This window comes from Vibrio sp. La 4.2.2, from assembly GCF_027586995.1.
Lineage (GTDB): Bacteria > Pseudomonadota > Gammaproteobacteria > Enterobacterales > Vibrionaceae > Vibrio > Vibrio mediterranei.
The window spans coordinates 127,807-150,245 of record NZ_JAPPTJ010000005.1 but is presented as its reverse complement, the minus strand read 5'-3'; the positions used below and the strand labels follow the sequence as shown (position 1 = coordinate 150,245).

The following is a 22,439-nucleotide window of genomic DNA, read 5'->3' as shown; positions in this document are numbered from 1 at the left end:
GCTCCTACATTTTAAAGCCCGCAGCTTTCATTCCAGCGGCGACAGAGCGCTGTAAAATCTGCGCTACCTTATCATGAGTTTGTTCTGCAGCACGATCGTAAAAATCATTAGCAGCAGTGCCGTTTCTAGCGATTGAACGCGCAATCATAAAGGCCAGGTCTCGCTGATCATGTTTGGGATTATTTGGTTGAATCCTTTTAACTCTCACCCAATCCAAAACTGACTGAATCGGTGGTATGCCTTGAGGGCCAGTCTTGTTAACAACAAAAGCGTTGTACCGCAAAGAACTGGTTACCATTCTCTGCAACTCTCCAACCTGATTAGAGCGTATAGAATGAGTTAATGTAGATTCGGCTTTCGGTGCCTCTTCTCTTGCTGCTCGAGAGACCAATGAACCCGCTGTGCTAATTCCTGCCTTTAAATGCTTGTTCAACACATCTGGAGCAGTTCTGAATGCTTCGTCCAATGCGGACGTATGAAGTTCAACACTTAACTCACGCATTGTTTACTTGCCTTTCGAAAAGCGTCATCAGTTGCTCATGGACTGCAGCTGGCGTTCCGTTTTTCGCTTCACCACCAATACTATTTCGTACAGAAACCGTTTTGCTGAGTTGATGAATAGCTATGTATTTCACTGCTTCTGCCATACAACGGAGCAACAACAAAGGTTCGTCTTGCACATCGATGTTTATCGTTTCGTTCACTATTTTCCGACAAGCATAGTAGGTGTAAGAGAAGTCTCGCCCACAGCTCATAACAACAGAGTCAGCAGGGAAATGTGAGAGCTGAATCCACTTCGTATCACTGTCATCATCAACAACCGACAGCCTAGGTAAATTGCGTGGATAACCAACTTCCCAAGGCTGTTTTGCTCGTTGGCTTTGTCCATAGAGCACGTTGCGAACACGAATCAAACCAACCGGTGCTTTGTATAGCAGTTGATTGGTCATAAGAGTAAAAGTGGCTATTTTAATTTGGGGACGATAACGGCTTAAGTCAGCCAGAGCGATCTCTATGATTTGCAGTTCGAGACCTTCAAGCAGTTCTGCGCTATCTTTCAATGCCTTCTGTAACTTGGTTGTTAATTCAGTTACGTTCACATTCCACCTCTTACTTTCCAAGAAGCTATCCCGACAACAAACAACAAAATGACCCAGATAAGATCACGGTTATATTGAGACTTCACTGAGGCCCCAGAAATTGCCTGCTCCAAAGGAATAAGGCGTCTAAGCGTTTCGTCAGATACCTTTTGTATCCGGCGAACAGTGCTTTCTAAATTGTTGTGTTTGGTCTGTAGTTCAACCATTTGCCTCATAAGCTCAGTTTGTTGCTGCATGCATTCACGCATCTCACTACGAAATGCGTGAAACTCTGTTTGAGAGACAGGGCTACCGGACATCTGCCCCTCCACGTAGTTTAGAGGCGACACTACCTAAAACGCCTGCAGGCACAGGCATTACACCCGAAGAAACTTGTTTATCCTGGGAGCGCTTATGGATATTTAAGCCAAGTACAGTCAAAGCAACAGAGAATAAGCCAGTTAATTTTGCCGCCCCTGTAAACGCTGCTTCCGTATGCTCGGGATGAATGAGCATTAACAATGCGATACCAAAAAACAAAGAAGACCATGCTAGACAAACGGCATACCCAAAAGTCGGACGCCAACGACGAACGTATGAATCTTCGCTATCCAGTTCCGCTTTCATGAGTTTGTGTTGCTCAGTGAGAGCCAGTTTTCGTTCAGCACTTTCTAGTTCGGCATGTTGGTAGGCAAGTTCACGCAAGTGAATACGCTCATCACTTTCCATCTGCTTAATTTTCAACAATGCATCTGGGTTGCTTTTAAGCTCGGCCTCAATCGCATCTGGTGTATTTTCAACACCCAGCGTATGCGCTACAAGCGCCCCAACACTGCCGCCTACAGGTCCACCAATTAACCCACCTACCAATGGCGCTGCACTTGCGATCATGGACTTAACTTTATCCCACATAGTGGCTCCTTAGTTGGTACCGTCATCAAGTACCAACCATTAACTTATTGTTCAGCAATAGCTTTTAACTTAGCTAGCGCATCTTGAATCGCTTTCAGTTTTAACTCGTTGTCACCAGCGGCCAAAAGCTCAACTTGCAGTTCGCTTTCGTCTTTACCTTCCAAAGACTGCGCATACTTCTGCGGGTCAAATTCGCGTTCTTCTTTACGCGCTGCGAGCGTGTCAGTGATCTCTTTGAGCAGTGTTTTGCGTTTGCCGTCTAATTGTTCCAGCTCGGCTAAACGTTCAAGTTCGTCGTCTTCGAACGAGGAGAAGAAAGGCTTGATGTCTTCGATGCTTTTTTCTAGCAACTCAGAGAACACGGCATCTTGAAAGGCACCAGCATCGGCTTTGTTTGGATTTTCAAAATGAATGATTGGTAAGCGTGCTGCAGTATTTGGCTGCACGACCGTTGAACCAAAATATTTCGGCGTAATGCCAAAGTTGATGTACAGAACTATGATTTGACGGTTGGTTTCCGGTGCTGCCGAAACAAAGCGAGCATCGACTTCACGCGTCTCACCAGGTTGAACAGAGCGGCCACCAATGTTGACGGTTTGTTTTTCGTTGTTTGTAAACGCAGTCATGACAGGCATGATAATTCACCTTCTTAAGTTAGGAAAAAAGCCCCCATGACTCAATTCAAAGTAAGGGGGCAAGGGCTCGCACTATCGGCCAGTGGCTGAATAGAACAGTACGCTGGTAAAGCGGTTACGAATTGGTTTAGGACAGTGAATTGCGTTGTACTCTTCACCATAGGCTTCTTTGCCACCTTTGAGCTGGCCATTTGCATCACGCGCTTCTTGCATTTCGCTAAGGGTGAATGGCTTAACCACGGTGTAGGTCAATGCGCCTTTCTGTCCCATGATGATACGTTCATCACCCAGGTGTGTTGCCGGTGCATTGGTTGAGAACGCTGGCAATGACTTGACCATTTCCAGATCACCTTGAGATGTGGTGTCGGTACCACTGCGCTTCATAGAGGCAACAAACGTTTCTGCGTTGGTACAGGTATCGTTCAGAGTGTTCGACATCAGTAGGAAGTCTGGAGTAACAAAGCGGTCATCTTTCATAATCGCTTTACGACGGCCAATTGCCTGCAGCAGCTTGTTGTAGTGCTTCTCTGGTGTCATACCATCTGGAATATCACTATCTACTTTGACAATGTTGGTTGCGTAGCTATAGGTAATTGAAGCATTGGTAGCTGTTACTGGCTTCAATTCGCCAACCTCATCAACGAGAACCAACTTACCTAGGTTGTACGACTGAACCACGTAATAAGTGCCTGCCGTTTGCTTACCAGAGCCGTCGAACGGCTGAACCTGTTGACCATCAATTGTTAGCGTAAGTGGGTTCTCTGGCGCACCAACAGTATTGCCTTGCAAGTCGTATTGTTGATGCGGCGCCACAATTGGGAATTGAGCCGTTTTGATGATGTACGCGCTCTGCAACTGTGCAGCGATTTCTTCATTATTCGCCTTTGCCGCTAGGTGTGAATCGGCTACGCGCTGCATGGTGTTGACGATGCGACGAGCAACCAGCTCTTTAATGATGCGGCTAGCCGTAGCAACATTACGCCCCCAAGCGTCCCAGTTAATGGTAGAAGACTTGGAAAAATGCATGAGCTCGTTCGAAACTTCAAACGCCACTTTCATTGGCAGAACATAAGCCAAGTCCATACGCTGCGAGTTTTTCACTTTTGGAATGGTGTTGTGCTCAAACACAATACCATCACCCATGATCGCCGACACATCACGGTTCTCATACGGAATATTAGTGGTTGCTGAGGCGCTAAAGTCGGTTAGCGTTTGCACCAGCTGAAGGACATTGAGATCAGACAGTGCTTCACGAATCACTTCACGTTGAACCGATACTGGTAACTCAGTATCTGAAATGACGTTTGCCCCACCCTGACCTGTCAGCGCTAAACGCTCTGCATGAATTTGGCGGTGGTGAAGGCGATCAAACTCCGCTAGGACCTGGCGAGCAAAGACTGGCAATTCTTTTTCTTCCGTTAGGTTGAGTTGGCCTAAGGAATAGGTATTGGTGTTACGCAGAGCAGAGTGAATTTGTGATTGCAGTTGTAGACTTTCGCGCTGTTGGTCTGGCGTTTGTGTCACAGAGCCCGCGACATGGCCAAAGCCCATCTCACCCAGTTGCACTGATACCATCTTCTGATTGCCGTGGCTGATTTGGTTTTCAGCAAGTTTGGTTACTTGCTCTTCGGTCATCTCAGTGGTGATAAGGTCTTTGGCTTCTTTCAGCTCTTTTTTGATGTCGTCGCTCAGCCCTTCGGCGTTATCGATCGCATCAGTGAAGATTTTCACTCTCGCTTCAAGCTTTTGTTGTTGCTCGGCTTGTGCCGTTGCCGTTTTAGTCGCTTGCTCACCAAGAATACGAACTACGTCTTCTTCAGTCAGTGAGCCGCCATTTAAGTTGATAACAGGAGTGTCAGTAGTGCCAGATGCTGACAGCAACTTAGCTGTATCAAGTACCTGGTCACTTAACGATTTAGCTTTCTCTTCTTCACTGACACCATTTAGAGAATCGGTTAGAAGTTTGACCATTGCAGTGTGTTGCTCTGCTGTCAGTTTTAAACCTTTTAGCTGCTTTTCAAACAGCGCAATAAGTTGTTTCCACATGGTTTGACGTTCCTCGGAAAATTTATTAGCTAAAGACTCGGAAAGATAAGTTGGGCAATCATGAAGGCTGGCTTCACTGAGTTCGATTTTGTCTAAGTTCTTGATGCACGGTCTGGTGACTAGACCTGCTCCAAGTAGCGTTGGACCAAACTGTTGGTATTGGCCATCTTGTCCGGCCTCATTGCTGACATAGTTAGGATGAATTTCAGCAGATAAGTATTTAAAGCCATCTTTAGTGACCTTATTAATGCCGAGTTCGTACCACTCCACCTCTGCTCGTAAACGACCGCGGTCGGTAAACAGGCGTCTTACCACCGCCCCAGCCCCATCTTCAGGTTTATGGGCGATATCAATATTAATCTCCTGACCAAACACTCCTTCATTGAAGTTCTTGACCATGGAATCAAACATCTGCTGGGTCAGTTCAAACTCGCCATAGCGCGGATCATAAAATGTGCCGGTTCGGGTAATGGTGACGATGCTACGTTTATTAGAGGTATCCACCTTTACGGCATCAGAAAGCAGGTGAATCACACCTTGAGGTGTTGAAGAGGAGAGCGCCAGTACAACACTAGCTGCTAGGTGAGATTTAAACATGAGATTTCCTTTGCCTATAAACGAAAAAAGCCCCTGATAAATCAGGGGCTCGGTCGCCAATTACAGGCAGTGTGGAATAACGTAGTAACCGTTTGGAGGGGATACAATCACAAAGTTGTCAGTTTATAGCGCATTTTTGGAAATGCTAAATTTTCCCATCAAACCCAATATGTGTATTATTGCATTGATACTAAATTGGAATTGGATGAACTATGGAAACCACTAAGCTAGCTATAATAATTGGCGTTCTACTCATTGCTTTATTTCTGCTATATCGAAAAGCTAAACAGCTCCAAGGGCAGAATCAAGCATTTGAAACTCGGTTCAAAGATGTAATCGATGCAGATAAAGAAAGAGATGCAGTACTCCAAGAAAAAGAACAAATTCAGAATGAGACAAAAGAATTAGTCGAATCATACAAAAGCAAAAGAACTCTTTACGAACACCTCACAGCCGAACTTGCAATCTACGAAGATGAACTAGACATGGTCGAGCAAGGTTTTTACAAACCTATGTTTGATTTTGACACTTCCGAAAAATTCAAAGACGAAATAAAGCATATAAAAAACACCCAGAAGCAGATGATTAAAGACAAAGAAGCGATCTACTGCAATACCAATTGGACTGTCGGGGAAAGTAAATCCGAGGGTAAGAAAATGATTAACCGCGGAATAAGATTAACGGCTAGGGCTTTCAATAATGAGTGTGATGCTGCAATAGCAAACGTTAAGTGGAACAACGTAAATAACATGATTGCTAGAATCGAAAAGGCTTTTGAAGCAATCAATAAGTTAAACGAAACGAATGATATTCACATTTCACCTACCTACCTTGAGTACAAGTTGTTTGAACTAAAAGCTACTCATGAATATCAGTTGAAAAAGCAGGCCGAGAAAGAAGAACAGGCTGAAATTAGACGACAAATGAGGGAAGAAGCTAAGCTCGAAAAAGAGATGCTAAAAGCTCAAAAAGAAGAAGAACAGTTCAAAAAAATGCTTGATAAAGCCAAGGCTGATGCTCAAAAAGCTAGCGGTCAAAAATTAGACAAGTTAAATGAACAAATAGCGAAACTAGCTGCAGAGCTTGAAGAAGCTCACTCAAAAAATGAGCGGGCTAAATCTATGGCAGAACAAACTAAAGCTGGTCATGTATATGTAATTTCAAACATAGGCTCATTTGGTGAGAACGTATATAAAATTGGTATGACTCGTCGCCTAGAGCCACTAGACCGAGTGAAAGAGTTAGGGGATGCAAGCGTACCATTTACTTTCGATGTTCACGCTATGATCTATTCTGAAAATGCACCTGCACTAGAAAATGAGCTACACCGCAAATTTGATGTACAACGCCTAAATCTTGTTAACAATAGAAAAGAGTTTTTTGCAGTTACTCTCGATGATATCAGAGAGGAAGTAATCAAAGTGGATCCTGAAGCAGAATTTTATGAGACAGCTGAAGCTCAGGAGTATCGGGAGTCTCAAGCCATTCGCAAAACACGAGAGCATCAAGAAACACATTCAAAAAAAATGGACGAGTTTCCAGATATGGAATTCGCCTAAATTCCATCTTCAAGAAAAAGCCTGATAGTTCAGGCTTTTTTTACAACTGGCACTTTCACCCAGCGCTTGCAGCGACACAATGCCTCACCTTCGATTAATTTAACACAACGTGAACGGATAATTCCTTCACTATCACAGATTCGATGACCACAGATGCAGGTAACCTCACTGACTTTCTGGTTTTGGGTGTTAGCTTGTGACTGATAAGCGGTAGCAGTATTCATTGTTGTTGGCTCCGGGCTATTGGCATTTTGCCTTTTAATATCACTGACGTAGCCATTATATCGATTTATACGTGGAAAACAGGGGGCAAGTTATTCACAGGCTTGCAGTATCAACCCCTTTACGCTTTAGTGCAGGCTCCAGGTGTTTCCATGGAGTTGCAATCATCCCCTTAGTTAAATGCCCTTGGCGAAGAGCCGAAACTTTCTTATCGTGACCGAGTACTGCTTTCTGTAACTCTTTACTTTGGCTCTTAAGCCAATCTAAGTGATTGGTTTGCCCGGCTCTATCCTCATCTGATACCTCATCAACAAACACCACTTGTTCATAGCTAAGTGTATTGGGATGCGCTGGCCATGGACTTTTACCCTGAGGATAAACCCCTTCTCCTAACCCATATAAATTTGCTTTGGCGTGCATATCGCAGATATCTCTTTTCGGATGATTGGGGCTAAGTTTGAACTTGGTACCAACAACAAACTCATCTTCAAATGCCGAGTTCTGGAACGCCACTCCATGAGCACGGTTTATTTCAGTGCGCATTACTCGCTTAATTTGATGGTATGGAGCGCCTTGATCATCGATCAGTGCATCTTTCAATTTTTTGTTTATCGCAGACCCGCTCGCCATATTCATTTGTTGTGTGATATTGAGTGGTACCGCTTCCGCCCTTTGTTGGAACTCTTGCGCGGCATCAGCTGCGGAGTTACCCAAAATGACCGCACGTTCTACCGCTTGAATTAGCTGCTCTTTTGCATTTCGGTGTACGCGCCATAGGCGATCACTAAGTTGTAAACCATCTTTTTGTTTCATCGTTCGCACCGCTAACACCGCAGAGTCAATGGACTGCGATACCCTCTCAACAGGAATACTGGTAGAGAACGTATTGCCACCGTTCTTGGCTGCTTCAACAATATATCCCTCAATCATATGCGATTGAGTTTGATTGATTTGGTTAAGAATCTCTTCAATTTGCCTAGTTAGCACTTGCAACTGGGAAAGACGAACTGCCCCAATTTCATTGGTAGAATTAGTGACTAGTTGCTGAATTTCTGCCAGCGCAGAACGATACAATGCTGTCAGCTCTTTCATAGCCTGAGAATCAAGCTCATTCGTCGCGCTTTGTGCAGATTTCATAGCACGACGAATCGTTGCCTTAATTTGAGTCCGTTGGTTATCGGCCATTTCATTTACCCGTTGCTGATAGAGGTGGCGCTTTCGCCTTTAGGCTGATTGTTTGGGGTAATGCTGACTTTCGGCTTTTGCTTTTCGTCGTCTTCGTCGTCCAGCTCGTTATGCTCAGGATATGGGTCTTTGCTGTTAGCTTCTTCTTCTCGCATCGCTTCGGCACGTTGCACGTCTACTCCAGCAGATTCCCAAGCAAGTTTACGTGGCATACCAAGCGCCTGATATTTCAATGCCAGGTCTGCGCGTTGGTTCTTACTGTCTGTCATGCGTTCCACAAACTGAATTTGGAACTGGAAAGAATCGGGGTTTAATCCGGCCAGTAACAGCTGCAACTTAAAACCGTCTTCATAGGCATAAGCCAAGGCGTCTTGCAGGGCGTCGATTTCTTCGTAGTAGTCGCGTTTTAAATCCTCCAGTACATCCCGGGCTAAACCATCAACGTAACCAAATAGCCCTTTTGGTGCAGGAGCTCCAGAAAAGAAAGCATCGACCAATAAAGTGATATCCGCTATTTGCTCCATGTTAGCATCACCACCAACCGCACTCACTGTCAGCTTATTCCCATAAAAATCTGTCGCAATTTCTCCCGATTGTCCTTCGACACGCTCTCTATATTCATCCAGTGCTTTTTGATCGGCGCCATCGAGAGAGTGAGCTAATTTCTGCGGAGCTCGAGTACGACGCCTAATGACAAGATCTTCTTCCGTCATAATAAGCTTTTGCCAGATGCTTCGTGACGCATCAAGATAGGGTCTCCCCATGCATCCCATGTCATCATAGTTGTCAGGGTCTAATCGACTAACAGTAAGTTGCCATAGCGGGAATGTACACAACTCCTGATAAGTGAGCGGGTCCACCTGACGGAATGCGTGTTTCACGTTTTTGAACCGACCCGACTGGTCAACGATAGGTATGATCGTTTCTGTTGGCATGCGGATAGAACTAGTTACCTGGCTGAGTTCGTTCACCACCCACTGCAATGGTAAATTTCCTTCTTTGGCCAAGCCCGAAGCATCGCTCATTAGTTTGCTGCGATTGTTAAGTTGCAGTCTTAACATAAACTGCTGCCAAAGCTTGTTTACTCTGGCGCTTTCTTTGCCTATCCAGTGCAGTTTCAGTCCACCTTTAGTCGCATCCCTAGCAATGCGACGATGGATTTTTTTTACCCTAGGGTCGATACGGTCCATATGACGGAGCATAACAATTGAAGCTCTAAGGTTAGGGTCTATCTGCATTTGTTCATACAAATACTGTACCGAGCGTTCAGGATCCGCAATATGACCTTTCTCTGAGGTTTTCTCACCCTGGTGATTCCCTGAGGTATTAGGCGCAGAAGGAAGAGGTCTACCTCTAATTGCTAGCCATGCGTTTTTAATTCGGCTCATGTTAAGTTCCTTAATAAATCTAAGCTACTTGGTGCGCCCAAGAGTTGATCGCGGGTTTTATGGTTGATGGTGATAATACTTGGCACGGGTGCTGCTCCTTGTGTAACTAGAGCCCAATGACTTGCCATATGCGCATCAAAAAGGTCATCTCCAATCGACTTTTTCACCATTTGATAACTGCTATAACTCCCCGCTTTCACCGGGGACGGTTTGATATTTTTGATTTGCCTAGGTAAGTTGACGTAGTCCTCTACGGCAGGGTCGGCTTCCCTATCGTCAACATAAGGCAACACCATTTGACGATTGTGATAGGCGCTTCGAAGTGATTGCGCCATTTGGTGTTTGGCCATGCCTTCAAATCGTAATGGTGAAAAAGCCCATTCAGGCCAGGTGGAAGCCGTACTTTCACCATCACCAATTGCACGACGGTCTATTTGCGTTAAACCCTTAGCAAATAGATCATCGTTAACCTGCGTTATTAACCCTATTCCAAAAGCATCGCCTATTGCATAGTCGGGTCTGAAATAACGCCAAAATCCCACGATATCTTTTCTAATAACGCTCTCGTCTGTACTTGGGTGCCAAGTTTTAGCGAAGATGACTATAGAAAAGTTACCTACTTGTTCTTCGACAACTAGCGAGGAACGAGAGGAGGCTAGGTTTTCACCGTGACCAGTGTGGTCATATCCAAATGCGAGCACGCCGCGTTTTTTGTAAAAAGTGAATGGGTCTGGTTCAGAGGGTTCTAATCCAATCTTGGCGCCAACTTGAATTGCATAACGGATGTACTTTTCCCAAATAAGGTTCTTGGCTGCTACGTTAATACACAGTAGCTGACGAATATATTCATCTTCTGGGAGCTGCTTTCGCATCGACATGATGAAATCTTCATTGAGAATCCCAAGTTCTATTCCTAAATAACAGTCCACAGTTGGCAAACAATGGTACTCGCCGGAATCAATCATCCCGCTAAGCACATCGGCACCTTTAAACACACCTGTAATTCGAATTTGGGGATTATTGATTGCTGATTTGCTCGCCCCAAGTCGCCTGCTTGAACCCATCATTAGCAGGAAACGTCCATACAATCGATCCGAGTCGAGGTCATCTACTTCCTCTAAGGATGCCCAAGTTAAATCACCACCATCAACGTTGGCCATGATGCCGTAAGCTCGAGCTTTTGAACGATTGGCAAACTCGTAATAGGTATCAGCCAGCTGTTTTCGACCTTGCTTGTAAGCTACATAGCCACTCAAGATGTCAGAGCGGCGAATCGCATCAAGGTGATAACTAAGGTTGACGAGAGACTGCGCTTCTCGCGGGGCAACGATACCGCCTTCTTGGTCGCAATGAATGGCATTATGCTCGAGTAAGTACATTTCTTTTACGGCGGTTTTACCCGTTCGGCGACAGCTGTTATCGACAGTATTGAGATTTTGGTCCATCTCCTCCATTTTGAGCAGTTGCATTGGATCTAGCTCAACATTATGAACGTGCTTATGCCACATCCCATGGTTACCTGCGTAACGCTGAATCTCCCGCTCGGCTCGGCTTTGAATTTCAACCCGCTCTTTTGCAGATATACGCTCAGCCATTATTCGACTTCTCCATCGATATAATCAGCGTCTTCCGCCATATGTTCCTGATTGTGTTCTATCAAAATTTCGTCATTTCGAATTCGCTTACGGGAGTTGGCTATCATCTCTCGTAAACCTGACATCTGTTCTTTCATCTGACGTTGATACTCAAGGGCAGACTCTCTTTCATCTTCATTTTCTAGAGTTCGTCCCATCTCTAAACCTTGATCAACCTGAACTTTAGGAGTCATGTTTAGATCCGACATCGACAGGTTGTTTTTGCTCAACATCTCAAGCATTGGCTTCAACAATGGGTGCGCTTTTACTTCTTCAATCGTCTCAAGGTTTCCTTGCTCATTTTTGTACTGACCAATATGGAAACCGCCATCTTTATCGAAGTCATAAACAGGGTTCCTCAGCGCAACACCATCAGAGACTATGGTTTGCATCATGTCCTGAAATATTGCTGCCATGTTCGCTTGGTTAATGGCGTGCATTTCAGTGAGCTTACTGGGGTCATTCGACTGAAATGCGATCAAATGCTGCATCATTAATTCAGTTCGCTTTATACAAGCAGGCTGAGTCGCGCAGTAAGCATGGTCGACATCACAAGTCGCACATTGAGGGTACTTACCTGGTCGAGCTGGGAAAAACAAAGCAGTTTTTGCGTTTGCGCCATGTTTTAAAGCATTGAAGCGACTAATACCTCTATCGCTAACTGCCTGCAGATTTGCAGAGGACTTAGCTTTACCTTCGGGAGTTTTAGGGCCTGTTGCTGAGAGAACGGCGCAGAACTGACCAACCTCCCATGGAACTTGCTGAACTTCTTTTTGGCATCCATCACAAATCGCATAATAACGAAATGGGTGAGCGCGAGTGGGCTCATCTTCAACACGAGAAGGTTCGCTCCTGAAAGTGTAGTTACAAGAGCTGCACTTAAATGTGACCATGGCTTTAGGTTGTTTGTGCTCATTCATAGCTGTATTTCGCACGTTTTTTCGCGCAAAAAGGAGGGACCATGTTCGTTGAGCAATTTAACGGCTAAGTTGATCCGCGTTTGGGAAGCTGTCTGGCCTGTCCATATCAACAAATGATGAGAAATTTTGTCTTTAGGTACACCGGCATGAAGAAGATTAAACATTAGCATTCGCTTAAGGTGGTTGTTCCAAAAACTAAAACTTGGAACATAAATACGAAGTGTTTTTCTTTGAGGGGTATAGGCGGCGTTATACAGTGTTTGCCATATATAACGATATTGCTCAGAACTTGATGCGTAATAAATCTCAAACCAGGGTTTAGATAGACGTTGAGCATCAAGCCAATGCTCAAACTCTTCGGCACTCATCTTATTGTGTTTCTCAGACATTCGTGCAACGTTTATTCGCAATCGATGTCCAGTTCGTAAAGACTCCAACCCCCGCCACAACTCCAAGAACTTTAAAGCCCCAACTTCTCGTTGAATCTCAGACCAATGCTCAGGAAGTTCCAAACACTCAAACGCAGCTTCAAGTTCATGAGCGCTTAATGAAAGTTCTAATTTGGTGTAGTTATCTAGGTACCGTCCCCCCTCTCTGAGGGTGTGCGTTTCTCTATGCCGAGCCCCCACCCCTTGGTCAGTTACCTGATGATCACTGAGTACATGTAGATATTTTGAAATTAAGCTGCGCATTCTCTAATCCTTTATGAAAACTGGTTCCAGTAAACACAAAGGCTCGAGCACCACAGTAAGCTGATGAGCTGCGCATTCTGTTAGTATGTGCAGCTAGTGATAGATATCACATTGACGGGTTTGGTCGTTTCGAAGGTGAGTTCTCATAGCTCCCACAATCGTCCGTCAACATCCAGTATAACTGAGTTTAGAAATAAAGTTAAAGACGGGTTATATAAGTTCTAAGACATTAAAGTGCACGAAGGGAACCTTGCAAGCACTCTCAAAAATCTGGAATCTGTTTTGATACTATACAGTCTTTCGATATATAAACTCTGATGCGTATAGCGCACGGCACACAAGGAAATTATATGGATAAGTTCAAAGATAAGATTTTGAAAGAATGGTCTGAATCCGGATTTCACTACTTTCAAGAAACCATCTGGAGCTCATCACTCCAACAAAAAGAACTGGGGAGAATTAGAGATTTTCTTACTAACAACGGAATAAACAATGTAGATGTGTCAATCGTAATTCCAGAAACTGATGACACAACTAAATTGAAGTGGATTACCTACTACGATAAATCTGGTCAATGCTGTAGTACCAATCGCAATATCAACATTCCAGCACAAAGCAATAACCTTAAACTAACTTTTTGCTATACCAATAAACAAGTATCAGAGGAACAAAAACAGCAAGTACATCAAGTAACGAGTGCTCTAAGGCTTATATTTGGAGTCCCTATTGCTAGAGAGCTGCTTTTTACCCGAGAATTTTCAAATGATGAAGACTTGCCTATAAGCCATTCTGAAACAGGATTTGCGTCCTATTTTGACTCTCAAGGTTTAAACTTATTTGATGAGCCACCTATTCAAACTGCAAAGATTATAGACATTCCTAAAGAAGCTGCTCTTCTGATAGATAAAGCACTTTCACTCACATTTCCTCCAGAACGCTTTGTGCTAATGTGGTTAGCTTTTGAAGCTATTATTAACTCCTTTCAAAGCAACGCAAATAATGGAAAGAAAAGAGAGAAATTCTTCAAAGAAGAGTTGCAGTCTGAGCTGTTAAATGATGAGGTTTATCGTTTGTTCCGACTGAGATGTGACTTATTCAAGGAAGGCAAAGAATCAACTTTGAAGTCACTTGAAAGCGACTGCTGGTCACTTTATAAAATAATTCAGATAACTATTTTGAAAAACTGTATACAACGAGACGCTTTTATTAACGGGTTGGAGAAACAACTTTCACCCCTCGAAAATGAATGATATTTCTCTTTCATTGATAAATAACCAAGTCTGGCCATGAGCGTTAATCTCTAGGCCAGTATAAGGGTTGAATTGAACCTCATGGCCAACACTAATCTCTATAACTTTTGGTCCGATAGCAGTAACAGTACCTCGATTAACAGGCGTACCTGGGACCCAAAGCAAACCTTCAACGGGCTTGTCCCGTTCAATAACGACCCAGTCATGTAGCGGCTTAAGCTTCACAGTCGTTTACCTTTTTTCATCTCTTGCAATAGTGCCGTAACCGGAGTGTCCATTTTACTCAAGGGGTTTCCTTTATCGAGAACATGAGTCATCTTGCGCATTGATATGTGAGTATATATTTCGGAGGTTTTCGGGTCTGCATGCCCCATCAAAGCCTGAATTTGTAGGGTTGAAGAGTCGGACTCAGCCAATTCAGTACCAAATAAATGGCGCATTGCGTGAGCGTGTGCCTGGTCTTCAGGAACTCCGGCAGCAATAGCATATCTCTTAATCATCCTATCAACGGCCCGACAAGACAATCGACGTAGTTCTCCTCTATGCTCCCATTCAGGAACATGTCTATTCCTGAGGTTAACAAACAACACCGAGTCTCCGTTCTCAAGCACACGATCAATATCTTTAAGGTCAGGATGTCCCATGTATGCTTGGACCAGCAGCATCGCCTCTAAAGGAACAGGAACCACTCTCTCTCTTTCTCCTTTTTCCAACGTTTTAATGGCCAAACGCTCAACTTCTCCATATTGATACCAAATCAATTGTGATTCGTTTAATCCGCAAAGACCCGCGACCCTGAAACCACATCCAATGAGTAAAGCAAGCATCGCGCTATCTCTCAAACCCGATAGAGAATCTAAATCAGGCTGTAGCAAAAGCGTTTCAGCACTCTTCAGCCCCATAAATCTAGGTAGCTTTCGTCCAATCTTCGGGTAAACCAATTCAACTGCCGGATTTTTATCGATGAGATGTCGCTTAGCGAGGAAAGAATAAAAGCCTCGTAAAGCGGCAACTGCCACTTTCCTGGATGCGGCCGAGTAACCAGCTCGATGTAGCCACCCGCCAGAGAACTGTTCCAACGTTTTCAGCTCAGCAGCACCAAAATCGTTATCTATGTACTCACCAAATTGCTTTAGTAGGCCACGATACTTGCTAATAGTTCTAGTGCTGCAGTTTTCGTTTTCCTGCTTCCATGTAAGAAACAGATCAACCAGATCAGGTTCAGCAATATTTTGTTTCATTTCTTGGTCAGGGGCAGATAAATCCATGGAGTTATGGGCTTGCTGGTTGAGAACTCAATAAAACCAGTATCTATAAGGCTTTAAGCAATGTGGAGGGCTTTGAATTATCCATGGAAAAAACCATGGAGACTAAAAAAACCTATGGGATAAAAAATACACACCAAAATTAACTCATGGATACCAATTTGCGCTCATTTCCTTCTTTCTTGTTCTCTATCTCTCTCTTTTTATTAAATAAAGAAAGAAAAGAAAGAAGAACGCACCAAATTTGAGAAAAAACGCAACTCATGGAGAAAACGTACAAACTCATGGAAAAAACAGTGCAACTTGTGGGTGAGTTTTTATTACAAATCAAGGCTGAATAAGGGATGGAGAACTCACCCCACATATTCACAGGTTTTGATTAAGTATGCATGACAATAGAATTGACCAAACACCCTCAAGCCGCCATCCTATTTTTCAAGCCCAAGGCTCTATCTTGGCGCCCATATTTCTTTAGGGGGTGCGGGGGAGAAGGCAATATCGAAAGAAAGCCGCCCATTATGTTGGGCGTTCTGAAGAACTTAGGGGGATAACACCCAGAACGCCCTCTAAGAAGTTTTTCAACAAGGTAAAAATGCACATATCAATTAAAGGAGGCAACTATGTGCAAATTACCCGTAGCTAGAACTATCTATGAAATCATCTATGAGATCATGGAAAAAGAAGGGTTTCGTTCAAACAATAAAGATGACCTGGGTGGAGATACCACATACGGAATTACCGAAAAAACAGCTCGTAACCTTGGTTACAAAGGACTTATGAATGACCTTACTCCTGATATAGCGAAATCTTTGTACTTAAGTGAATACGTCCAGCGCGTTCGTTTTGATGAGATTCATGAGATCAGCGCAATTATCGGTGAAGAGGTTATCGATACTGGTGTAAATATGGGACAAAGTGTCGCTGCTAAGTTCCTGCAACGTTGGCTCAACGTGTATAACAACAAACAAGCCTATTATTCAGACTTGACGGTCGATGGCCATATAGGACCAGCCACTATCAGAGCATTAACAGCGTTCTTATCGAAGCGTGGTCATGAAGGGGAAGTAGTACTTTGGAAGTCACTGAACGCATCCCAGGGGGCGCGTTATTTAGACATCAGCGAAGCTAGAGAAAAGAACGAAACCTTTGTTTATGGTTGGATGAAAAATCGAGTTGGATTAGCTTAAATCGGTTCCAAAACCCTATGGTAACTCATTGATTTAATTGAAGCGTGCTGTATCAAAATGTCCTACATGCACAAAGACAAAAAACCATCAAAGCCAATACATTCAATTAGTTAGAATTTTTAAGTAACCGTCATGGGGTGTCGGGGGTCGCTGGTTCAAATCCAGTCAGTCCGACCATATTCAAGCCCCTAGTGAAAACTAGGGGCTTTTTACTAAAGAAATGTTTAGTTTATAGACACCCAGACCTATTTTTTAATTCAAGTGCTTATAATTGCAGCAAACAGTTAAAATAAGGGTTTACAAACAGTAAGATGCCTATTATTATGCGCATCAACAACGGAGAGATGGCTGAGTGGTTGAAAGCACCGGTCTTGAAAACCGGCATACGTTAATAGCGTATCTAGGGTTCAAATCCCTATCTCTCCGCCACATTCAGAAAAAGCCGCTACTAAGTAGCGGCTTTTTTGCATCTAGCGTTTCTATACACCTACTTAACAACACGTATCAAATATCCGCAGTGTGCTTACCTACAAACGTAAAGAAATGATGGTTTATACTGACTACACCGCCGAGTCATGGCGTAAAGCTGTATTAATAAAATAAGTATGTCGATTTAAGGTCATAGCGATTCCTTTCCCTGAAAACGCTCACATGTAATTGTGCGTCTTATTTAAGGAATCTTGGCTTAAGAGTTTCTGGTGATACTTTTTGCACTGCGCAGTGCTTGAGAAGAAGCTGAAGTTGAAGTAATTGATATGGTTGGGGTTGAGCGGTTTTAAACTGCTCAACCAGACTTGCTAAACATTATGATGTTGCCTGTTCAGGCGCATCTAACACTTCATTATTATTTTGTGCTTCTTGCTCCGCTTCCATCTTCGCACGTTCGGCTTTAGATATGTAACGCGGTTTATTCTTCCCTGCGCCATTCTTTTTAGCGTTCGCTTTTTTCATTCGCGCTTTATGAATCTGGTTGATTTTTTTCTTTCGGTTCATCGCAGGTACTCATTGGTTCTGTGTTGGTCGTGCATCATACAGAGGTTATTGCCGTTAATCTAGGTGGTTCACATTGTCATTCTCTCCTTGGACATAACTTCCTAAATGGGTCGCAAACTGCTTGGCTTGAATCAGTGGAAGTACCGTAGACACAATGTCAGCTGGAAAGACTTTGTATTGATTGAGATCTTCAACATCAACCCAAGCTACTTGTTGAATGTACTCAGAGTCATTAAGTCCCTCTAGGTTAACTAGAGAAAGCTCTCCTCTCCATGACTCAACTAAATAAAACAACTCAACGTGGTAGCGATCGGATGAGGTCTCATGAAACTCCCGTACACACAATAACGGCCCGACGGTCACATCAAGCCCAGTCTCTTCACGAAACTCTCGCACTAACGCTTGCTTGGAAGACACATCCGAATCCTCAAGGCCACCACCCGGTGGAATCCAGTATTCTCCTGAGTATTGGTCGCGCACACGAAGCATTAGTATCTTATTATTTTGTAACGCGATACCTGCCGCTCTTATTCTGTGCTTCATTTGCCGCTCCTTTGCTGGTATGCCGCATCGATAAGTGACATGTGAATAGGAATTAAATCGCTATGCTCTGTTCGATAACCACCACCAACGACACAAGCGACAGGGATACCTTTATTTCGACAGTAGTCCAGCATCCATAAATCACGCTGGCATACTCCGTCCAAGGTCACTTGTAGATAGCCTAGTTCATCGTCCTCGTGAATATCTACACCCGCATCATAAATAATCAGATCGGGTTGATGCAGTCGTATTGCTAGTTCAACCACCTGCTTGAAGCTTGCCAAGAACTCTTTGTCACTCGCACCTCGACTTAAAGGCACATCCATATCAGATAACGGCTTTCTCGCGGGAAAGTTCTTTTCGCAATGAAGTGATAGAGTCACTATTTGATCAGTGCCTGCGGCAAGGGTCGCACTTCCATCGCCATGATGTACATCACTATCAACAATCAGTACTTTCTCCACCCCATGCTCTATTGCATTTTGCGCGGCGATAATCAGATCATTGAACAAGCAGAAACCACTACCAAAATCGTAATGGGCGTGATGATAACCGCCACTTAAGTGAATCGCTAAACCATACTCCATCGCTTGTTGTGCTGCTAAACACGTCCCACCAGCTGAGACCAGTGTTCGTTGAATAAGCTGCTCTGTCCAAGGAAAGCCTATTCTTCTTATCTTCGCTGCAGGTAAGCTTCCTGTGACCAAACCCTCAACATAGTCTCTACAGTGAACCTGTTGCACTTGCTCTACCGTCAACGGGCTAGGTGTTTTTATGACAAAAGGAGATTCGGCCAAGCGTAAATACTTTCGCTCAACCTCTTCATACAGCAAACGGTATTTGTTGATAGGATAACGATGTCCTTCTGGCAATGGTAAATCAGAATAGATAGGGTGATAAATCAAAGGAACAACGTTGTTGTGCATCAGACGCTCTAGATTTCATTTATAATGGGAGCATCTTATCGTTAGGGAGCACATATGAAAACCGTATTCATTACAGGGGCAAATCGAGGTATTGGTCTTGCTCTTACCAAAAGATACCTTCAATCTGGCTACCAAGTACACGCCACTTATCGCAGTGCATGCAGCGCTAAGGAGCTGCTGTCTCTGGAGGTAAGTGAGTCAAACCTGTCTACATACTGCTTTGACGTCACCGATTATCCAACCTATCCGCAACTTCTCGCACAGTTACCCAACCTAGATATAGTAATCAATAATGCAGGCTATTATGGCCCCAAAGGCTACGGTTTCGGCAATACAGACATCGATGAGTGGCGCAAAGTGTTAGAAATCAACACCATCGCTCCGCTTAAATTGGTGGAAGCGCTGTATCCCAAAATTCAACGCTCCGCGGTTAGGAAAATTGCGTGCTTATCCTCTAAAGTTGGTAGCATGACAGAAAACACATCAGGTGGTGGGTACATCTATCGCTCCTCAAAAGCCGCACTGAACTCAGTAGTTAAGAGTTTGAGTAACGATTTAAGCCAAGAAGGTATTACCGTTCTGGCATTACATCCGGGTTGGGTTCAAACCGAGATGGGCGGTCCAAATGCTCTTATCTCAACCACAGAATCAGCATCTGGCTTGTTCAAGGTCATCGAAAACGCTGACTCCAACCAGTCAGGCCAATTTATTAACTTCGACGGTCAACCACTTCCTTGGTAGGTCATTAGTCATTCGATATTAGCTGCGGCTCTTGGTCTTACTAGGCGCTTTTTTTCCCTTACTAAAACGTCGTTTCTTAAATGCCGGTCTCTCAACTTTGGGCAAATTTTTGAGAGAATCCGGCACAGGGCCTGACTTCACTTGTTGCATAAGCTGTTCAAGGCGGTTATTGAGCTCAGCCATAAATGGCGTATAGGACTGCGTTTTCTCAGCCATGCCTTGCAGCTGAAACTCCCAGTGGGCTGTCATATCAGGATAGGTCGATTCATCAGGTAGCGCATGAATTAAACCTCTTCCTGCAGAAGTGCTAATAACTGACTTGCCCTGACGATTAAGCAACTTGCGTTTAAAAAGTGTATCAAGAATACCCGCACGCGTTGCTTCTGTTCCAATACCATCGGTATCACGTAGGATTTTCTTCAGCGATTTATCCTCAACGAATCGGCTGATCCCGGTCATCGCCTGAAGTAATGTTGCCTCGGTGAAATGTCTTGGTGGCTCGGTTTTCTTCTCTGCAATCACACCTTCGCGACAGAAGAGTTCGGTACCGACTTCCAAAGGTGGAACGGCATCTACGCCATCCTCTTGTTCATTAGCAGAGTTCCCTAACAAGACTCGCCACCCAGGTTGCTGCAAGCGCTTGCCTTTAGCAATAAAACAGCCACCTTGAATATCGAACTCTAACATGGCTTCGGCGTAAACCGCGGCTGGATAAAACTGCATTAAATACTGACGCGCGATCAACCCATAGATTTTCTCTTCAAACCCAGATAGCACACTGCTGGTTTTCTTTGGTGTCGGAATAATAGCGTGGTGTGCATCCACTTTGCTGTCGTTCCACGCTTTAGACTTACGACTGCTGTCCGCGTCATCAACCGCCTGAGCATGCTCTCTGCTATTGTTCTTTATTGCACTTAGGACATCATTCGCTTGGTAAAAATGATCTTTAGGTAAATATCGGTTATCAGAACGTGGATAGGTAATCAGTTTGTGCTTCTCGTACAGAGCCTGACAAACATCCAACACTTGTTGCGCGCTCATATTAAAACGCTTGGCCGCATCAATCTGTAAAGCAGACAAAGAGTACGGTAAAGGCGCATTCTGTTTTGTCGACTTATGCTCTGACTTAGTGACTTTTGCTGGCTGGCCTTGAATACGACTCGCGACATTTTCCACCAGCTTTTTATTCAGCACTCTTCCTTCTTCATCTTGCCATGGTTGGCAGGCTTCACTTGGTTTCCATTTGGCACGAATGTCAAAGGCCGCGTGCGAATCTTGGTAAGGAATCAAGGCGTATAAAGTGTAATAGTCTTTGGGAACAAAGTTCTCGATTTCTTCATCACGACGAACCACCAATCCCAACACGGGTGTTTGTACTCGCCCAACAGATAACACACCTTGATAACCCGCCTTTTGTCCGAGAAGCGTATAGGCCCGAGACATATTCATCCCATAAAGCCAATCCGCTCGTGAACGTGCTAATGCCGATACCGAAAGTGGAATAAACTCTTGATTCATGCGCATAGAATTGAGCGCTTTTTTTACCGCCGGAAGGTTTAAATCGCTAATCAACAAACGCTGAGCAGTATCTTTCTTGGCTTTCGGAACCTTACAGTAGTCGATCACCTCATCAACCAGAAGTTGCCCTTCCCTATCTGGGTCTCCCGCGTTAACAATACTGGTCGCTGTTTTTAGTAGTTTCTTTACCGCAGTGAGCTGTTTTGAAGCACTTTTTCGAGGTCTGAGTTGCCACTGATTTGGCACGATAGGCAGATCATTCAGATTCCACTTTTTATAACGCTCATCGTAGGCATCAGGCTCTACCTGCTCAAGCAGATGACCAATACACCATGTGACCACATCACCATTCCCACATTGGATGAATCCGTCGCCTTTCTTTTGAGGGTTTGGCAAAGCGGCGGCAATAGCACGCCCTAAGCTGGGTTTTTCGGCAATAAAGAGACGAGTCATAGAGAAGGGTCACTGGTATCTGAAAAAATAAAGGTAAGCTTAACTAAGCTTACCTTTAAGAATCAAGAAAAACTGTATAAATAGCCAGTTAAATATTCCGTTATAGAAACTTAACGTATTTATTTAAATCACGCTCTGGCGCTTTCATTGGTGTACATCCGGGCGTACCGACGTAGAGAAAGCCAACGATTTGATCATCACCCTCAACACCAAACGCCCGACGAACGTGTTCATCAAACATCCATTTGCCCGAACGCCAGAATGCTTGGAAGCCTTGAGCTACAGCCGCCATTTGCATTGCTTGAACTGCACAGCCAGCAGAAAGATGCTGCTCGATTGCGGGTACCTTGTCATGTTGTGTCACTTTCGCAATGACGGTGATGACTAGAGGAGCACGAAAAGGGGCTTTCTTAGCTTTTTCAATCACCGCCTCGTCACTGCCCGCTTGAGCAGCGGCATCACTTAAGATATCAGCCAGTTTCTGTCTGCCATCACCTTGCGCCAACACAAACTGCCAAGGAGTAAGTCCTGCATGATCCGGAGCACGTAGGCCCGCTCTAATAATATTTTCTAACGCTTCTCCTTCAGGAGCCGGTTCTGATAGTCGAGCAATCGAACGCCTATTGAGTAACAGTTCTAGGGCATCCATAACACTTCCCTTTTTGTTTGTTGTAATAACGCTCATTATAACAAA

General features: G+C 44.2%; 23 protein-coding genes and 1 tRNA gene. 5 read left to right on the top strand and 19 right to left on the bottom strand.

Translation table 11 applies throughout. The annotated features are described in order from the left end of the window. Window positions 1-4 precede the first annotated feature (4 nt). The 6 genes from OH456_RS12665 to OH456_RS12640 all read right to left on the bottom strand — a co-directional run bounded on the left by OH456_RS12665 (window position 5) and on the right by OH456_RS12640 (window position 5,269). Window positions 5-502 (bottom strand): hypothetical protein, encoded by a 498-nt coding sequence (locus OH456_RS12665; RefSeq protein ID WP_270033590.1) that lies wholly within the window; start codon window positions 500-502, stop codon window positions 5-7. Next, a complete protein-coding gene (locus tag OH456_RS12660; RefSeq protein WP_270033589.1) occupies window positions 495-1,100 on the bottom strand; it encodes a hypothetical protein in 606 nt (201 codons plus the stop codon). The genes OH456_RS12665 and OH456_RS12660 overlap by 8 nt, the downstream gene beginning before the upstream one ends. After that, window positions 1,097-1,399: a chromosome partitioning protein ParA gene (locus OH456_RS12655; protein ID WP_270033588.1), complete on the bottom strand. Its 303-nt coding sequence runs from the start codon at window positions 1,397-1,399 to the stop codon at window positions 1,097-1,099. The genes OH456_RS12660 and OH456_RS12655 overlap by 4 nt, the downstream gene beginning before the upstream one ends. Then, window positions 1,389-1,991 (bottom strand): 3TM-type holin, encoded by a 603-nt coding sequence (locus OH456_RS12650; RefSeq protein ID WP_270033587.1) that lies wholly within the window; start codon window positions 1,989-1,991, stop codon window positions 1,389-1,391. The genes OH456_RS12655 and OH456_RS12650 overlap by 11 nt, the downstream gene beginning before the upstream one ends. A gap of 44 nt (window positions 1,992-2,035) precedes the next feature. Beyond that, window positions 2,036-2,626, bottom strand: coding sequence for an ABC transporter ATPase (locus OH456_RS12645; protein WP_270033586.1), 591 nt, complete (start codon window positions 2,624-2,626; stop codon window positions 2,036-2,038). Between the two features lie 72 nt (window positions 2,627-2,698). Next, window positions 2,699-5,269, bottom strand: a complete 2,571-nt coding sequence (locus tag OH456_RS12640) for a hypothetical protein (protein WP_270033585.1) — start codon at window positions 5,267-5,269, stop codon at window positions 2,699-2,701. 212 nt (window positions 5,270-5,481) lie between these two features. Here OH456_RS12640 and OH456_RS12635 point away from each other — a divergent pair, with 212 nt between their 5' ends. After that, window positions 5,482-6,828 carry a DUF4041 domain-containing protein gene (locus OH456_RS12635; RefSeq protein WP_270033584.1) on the top strand — a complete coding sequence of 449 codons (1,347 nt, stop codon included), beginning with the start codon at window positions 5,482-5,484 and terminating at the stop codon, window positions 6,826-6,828. Window positions 6,829-6,857: 29 nt separating this feature from the next. On the opposite strand, the gene OH456_RS12630 is transcribed toward OH456_RS12635, so the two are convergent. The 6 genes from OH456_RS12630 to OH456_RS12605 all read right to left on the bottom strand — a co-directional run bounded on the left by OH456_RS12630 (window position 6,858) and on the right by OH456_RS12605 (window position 12,869). After that, entirely contained in the window at window positions 6,858-7,052 is a 195-nt protein-coding gene (locus OH456_RS12630) for a hypothetical protein (protein WP_270033583.1), read from the bottom strand. Window positions 7,053-7,146: 94 nt separating this feature from the next. Continuing rightward, the gene (locus tag OH456_RS12625) at window positions 7,147-8,235 is read right to left on the bottom strand and encodes a hypothetical protein (protein ID WP_270033582.1); all 1,089 of its coding nucleotides are present in this window, start codon (window positions 8,233-8,235) and stop codon (window positions 7,147-7,149) included. Between the two features lie 5 nt (window positions 8,236-8,240). Continuing rightward, entirely contained in the window at window positions 8,241-9,623 is a 1,383-nt protein-coding gene (locus OH456_RS12620; RefSeq protein WP_270033581.1) for a hypothetical protein, read from the bottom strand. Beyond that, complete coding sequence (locus OH456_RS12615) at window positions 9,620-11,218, bottom strand: hypothetical protein (protein WP_270033580.1); 1,599 nt, start codon at window positions 11,216-11,218, stop codon at window positions 9,620-9,622. Before OH456_RS12615 ends, OH456_RS12620 begins: the two co-directional genes overlap by 4 nt. Next, window positions 11,218-12,177: a hypothetical protein gene (locus tag OH456_RS12610; protein WP_270033579.1), complete on the bottom strand. Its 960-nt coding sequence runs from the start codon at window positions 12,175-12,177 to the stop codon at window positions 11,218-11,220. The genes OH456_RS12615 and OH456_RS12610 overlap by 1 nt, the downstream gene beginning before the upstream one ends. Then, entirely contained in the window at window positions 12,174-12,869 is a 696-nt protein-coding gene (locus OH456_RS12605) for a hypothetical protein (RefSeq protein WP_270033578.1), read from the bottom strand. The genes OH456_RS12610 and OH456_RS12605 overlap by 4 nt, the downstream gene beginning before the upstream one ends. Before the next feature lie 350 nt (window positions 12,870-13,219). Here OH456_RS12605 and OH456_RS12600 point away from each other — a divergent pair, with 350 nt between their 5' ends. Then, entirely contained in the window at window positions 13,220-14,119 is a 900-nt protein-coding gene (locus tag OH456_RS12600) for a hypothetical protein (protein WP_270033577.1), read from the top strand. Here the strand turns inward: OH456_RS12600 and OH456_RS12595 are convergent. After that, window positions 14,099-14,344, bottom strand: a complete 246-nt coding sequence (locus OH456_RS12595; RefSeq protein ID WP_270033575.1) for a co-chaperone GroES — start codon at window positions 14,342-14,344, stop codon at window positions 14,099-14,101. The two genes, OH456_RS12600 and OH456_RS12595, sit on opposite strands and share 21 nt — an antisense overlap. Continuing rightward, on the bottom strand, window positions 14,341-15,387 hold the full coding sequence (locus OH456_RS12590; protein WP_270033573.1) for a tyrosine-type recombinase/integrase: 1,047 nt from the start codon (window positions 15,385-15,387) through the stop codon (window positions 14,341-14,343). The genes OH456_RS12595 and OH456_RS12590 overlap by 4 nt, the downstream gene beginning before the upstream one ends. 617 nt (window positions 15,388-16,004) lie before the next feature. Here OH456_RS12590 and OH456_RS12585 point away from each other — a divergent pair. After that, window positions 16,005-16,571: a glycoside hydrolase family 108 protein gene (locus OH456_RS12585; RefSeq protein ID WP_270033572.1), complete on the top strand. Its 567-nt coding sequence runs from the start codon at window positions 16,005-16,007 to the stop codon at window positions 16,569-16,571. Window positions 16,572-16,909: 338 nt separating this feature from the next. Beyond that, window positions 16,910-17,000: transfer RNA gene (locus OH456_RS12580), tRNA-Ser, on the top strand. A 375-nt stretch (window positions 17,001-17,375) separates the two neighbouring features. On the opposite strand, the gene OH456_RS12575 is transcribed toward OH456_RS12580, so the two are convergent. The 3 genes from OH456_RS12575 to OH456_RS12565 are packed head-to-tail and all read right to left on the bottom strand — an operon-like array spanning window position 17,376 to window position 19,033. After that, complete coding sequence (locus tag OH456_RS12575; protein ID WP_006070058.1) at window positions 17,376-17,564, bottom strand: DUF2986 domain-containing protein; 189 nt, start codon at window positions 17,562-17,564, stop codon at window positions 17,376-17,378. Window positions 17,565-17,618: 54 nt separating this feature from the next. Further along, a complete protein-coding gene (locus OH456_RS12570) occupies window positions 17,619-18,107 on the bottom strand; it encodes an NUDIX domain-containing protein (protein WP_270033571.1) in 489 nt (162 codons plus the stop codon). Continuing rightward, entirely contained in the window at window positions 18,104-19,033 is a 930-nt protein-coding gene (locus OH456_RS12565) for a histone deacetylase family protein (RefSeq protein ID WP_270033570.1), read from the bottom strand. The genes OH456_RS12570 and OH456_RS12565 overlap by 4 nt, the downstream gene beginning before the upstream one ends. A gap of 54 nt (window positions 19,034-19,087) precedes the next feature. On the opposite strand from OH456_RS12565, the gene OH456_RS12560 reads away from it, so the two are divergent. Beyond that, on the top strand, window positions 19,088-19,774 hold the full coding sequence (locus OH456_RS12560) for an SDR family oxidoreductase (protein WP_124940061.1): 687 nt from the start codon (window positions 19,088-19,090) through the stop codon (window positions 19,772-19,774). A gap of 18 nt (window positions 19,775-19,792) precedes the next feature. On the opposite strand, the gene OH456_RS12555 is transcribed toward OH456_RS12560, so the two are convergent. Together OH456_RS12555 and OH456_RS12550 are read right to left on the bottom strand one after the other, a co-directional pair. Further along, window positions 19,793-21,745 carry a DNA topoisomerase III gene (locus OH456_RS12555; RefSeq protein WP_270033569.1) on the bottom strand — a complete coding sequence of 651 codons (1,953 nt, stop codon included), beginning with the start codon at window positions 21,743-21,745 and terminating at the stop codon, window positions 19,793-19,795. 100 nt (window positions 21,746-21,845) lie between these two features. Then, the gene (locus OH456_RS12550) at window positions 21,846-22,394 is read right to left on the bottom strand and encodes an NAD(P)H nitroreductase (RefSeq protein ID WP_006070053.1); all 549 of its coding nucleotides are present in this window, start codon (window positions 22,392-22,394) and stop codon (window positions 21,846-21,848) included. Window positions 22,395-22,439: the final 45 nt, after the last annotated feature.

Bases quoted from the DNA above. Each gene is read 5' to 3' on its own strand.
- OH456_RS12630 (WP_270033583.1), bottom strand. From the start codon at position 7,052: ATGAATACTGCTACCGCTTATCAGTCACAAGCTAACACCCAAAACCAG.
- OH456_RS12585 (WP_270033572.1), top strand. From the start codon at position 16,005: ATGTGCAAATTACCCGTAGCTAGAACTATCTATGAAATCATCTATGAG.
- OH456_RS12665 (WP_270033590.1), bottom strand. From the start codon at position 502: ATGCGTGAGTTAAGTGTTGAACTTCATACGTCCGCATTGGACGAAGCA.
- OH456_RS12635 (WP_270033584.1), top strand. From the start codon at position 5,482: ATGGAAACCACTAAGCTAGCTATAATAATTGGCGTTCTACTCATTGCT.
- OH456_RS12600 (WP_270033577.1), top strand. From the start codon at position 13,220: ATGGATAAGTTCAAAGATAAGATTTTGAAAGAATGGTCTGAATCCGGA.
- OH456_RS12565 (WP_270033570.1), bottom strand. From the start codon at position 19,033: ATGCACAACAACGTTGTTCCTTTGATTTATCACCCTATCTATTCTGAT.
- OH456_RS12550 (WP_006070053.1), bottom strand. From the start codon at position 22,394: ATGGATGCCCTAGAACTGTTACTCAATAGGCGTTCGATTGCTCGACTA.
- OH456_RS12645 (WP_270033586.1), bottom strand. From the start codon at position 2,626: ATGCCTGTCATGACTGCGTTTACAAACAACGAAAAACAAACCGTCAAC.
- OH456_RS12570 (WP_270033571.1), bottom strand. From the start codon at position 18,107: ATGAAGCACAGAATAAGAGCGGCAGGTATCGCGTTACAAAATAATAAG.
- OH456_RS12650 (WP_270033587.1), bottom strand. From the start codon at position 1,991: ATGTGGGATAAAGTTAAGTCCATGATCGCAAGTGCAGCGCCATTGGTA.
- OH456_RS12655 (WP_270033588.1), bottom strand. From the start codon at position 1,399: ATGTCCGGTAGCCCTGTCTCTCAAACAGAGTTTCACGCATTTCGTAGT.
- OH456_RS12590 (WP_270033573.1), bottom strand. From the start codon at position 15,387: ATGGATTTATCTGCCCCTGACCAAGAAATGAAACAAAATATTGCTGAA.
- OH456_RS12615 (WP_270033580.1), bottom strand. From the start codon at position 11,218: ATGGCTGAGCGTATATCTGCAAAAGAGCGGGTTGAAATTCAAAGCCGA.
- OH456_RS12640 (WP_270033585.1), bottom strand. From the start codon at position 5,269: ATGTTTAAATCTCACCTAGCAGCTAGTGTTGTACTGGCGCTCTCCTCT.
- OH456_RS12620 (WP_270033581.1), bottom strand. From the start codon at position 9,623: ATGAGCCGAATTAAAAACGCATGGCTAGCAATTAGAGGTAGACCTCTT.
- OH456_RS12555 (WP_270033569.1), bottom strand. From the start codon at position 21,745: ATGACTCGTCTCTTTATTGCCGAAAAACCCAGCTTAGGGCGTGCTATT.
- OH456_RS12575 (WP_006070058.1), bottom strand. From the start codon at position 17,564: ATGAACCGAAAGAAAAAAATCAACCAGATTCATAAAGCGCGAATGAAA.
- OH456_RS12625 (WP_270033582.1), bottom strand. From the start codon at position 8,235: ATGGCCGATAACCAACGGACTCAAATTAAGGCAACGATTCGTCGTGCT.
- OH456_RS12610 (WP_270033579.1), bottom strand. From the start codon at position 12,177: ATGAATGAGCACAAACAACCTAAAGCCATGGTCACATTTAAGTGCAGC.
- OH456_RS12560 (WP_124940061.1), top strand. From the start codon at position 19,088: ATGAAAACCGTATTCATTACAGGGGCAAATCGAGGTATTGGTCTTGCT.
- OH456_RS12605 (WP_270033578.1), bottom strand. From the start codon at position 12,869: ATGCGCAGCTTAATTTCAAAATATCTACATGTACTCAGTGATCATCAG.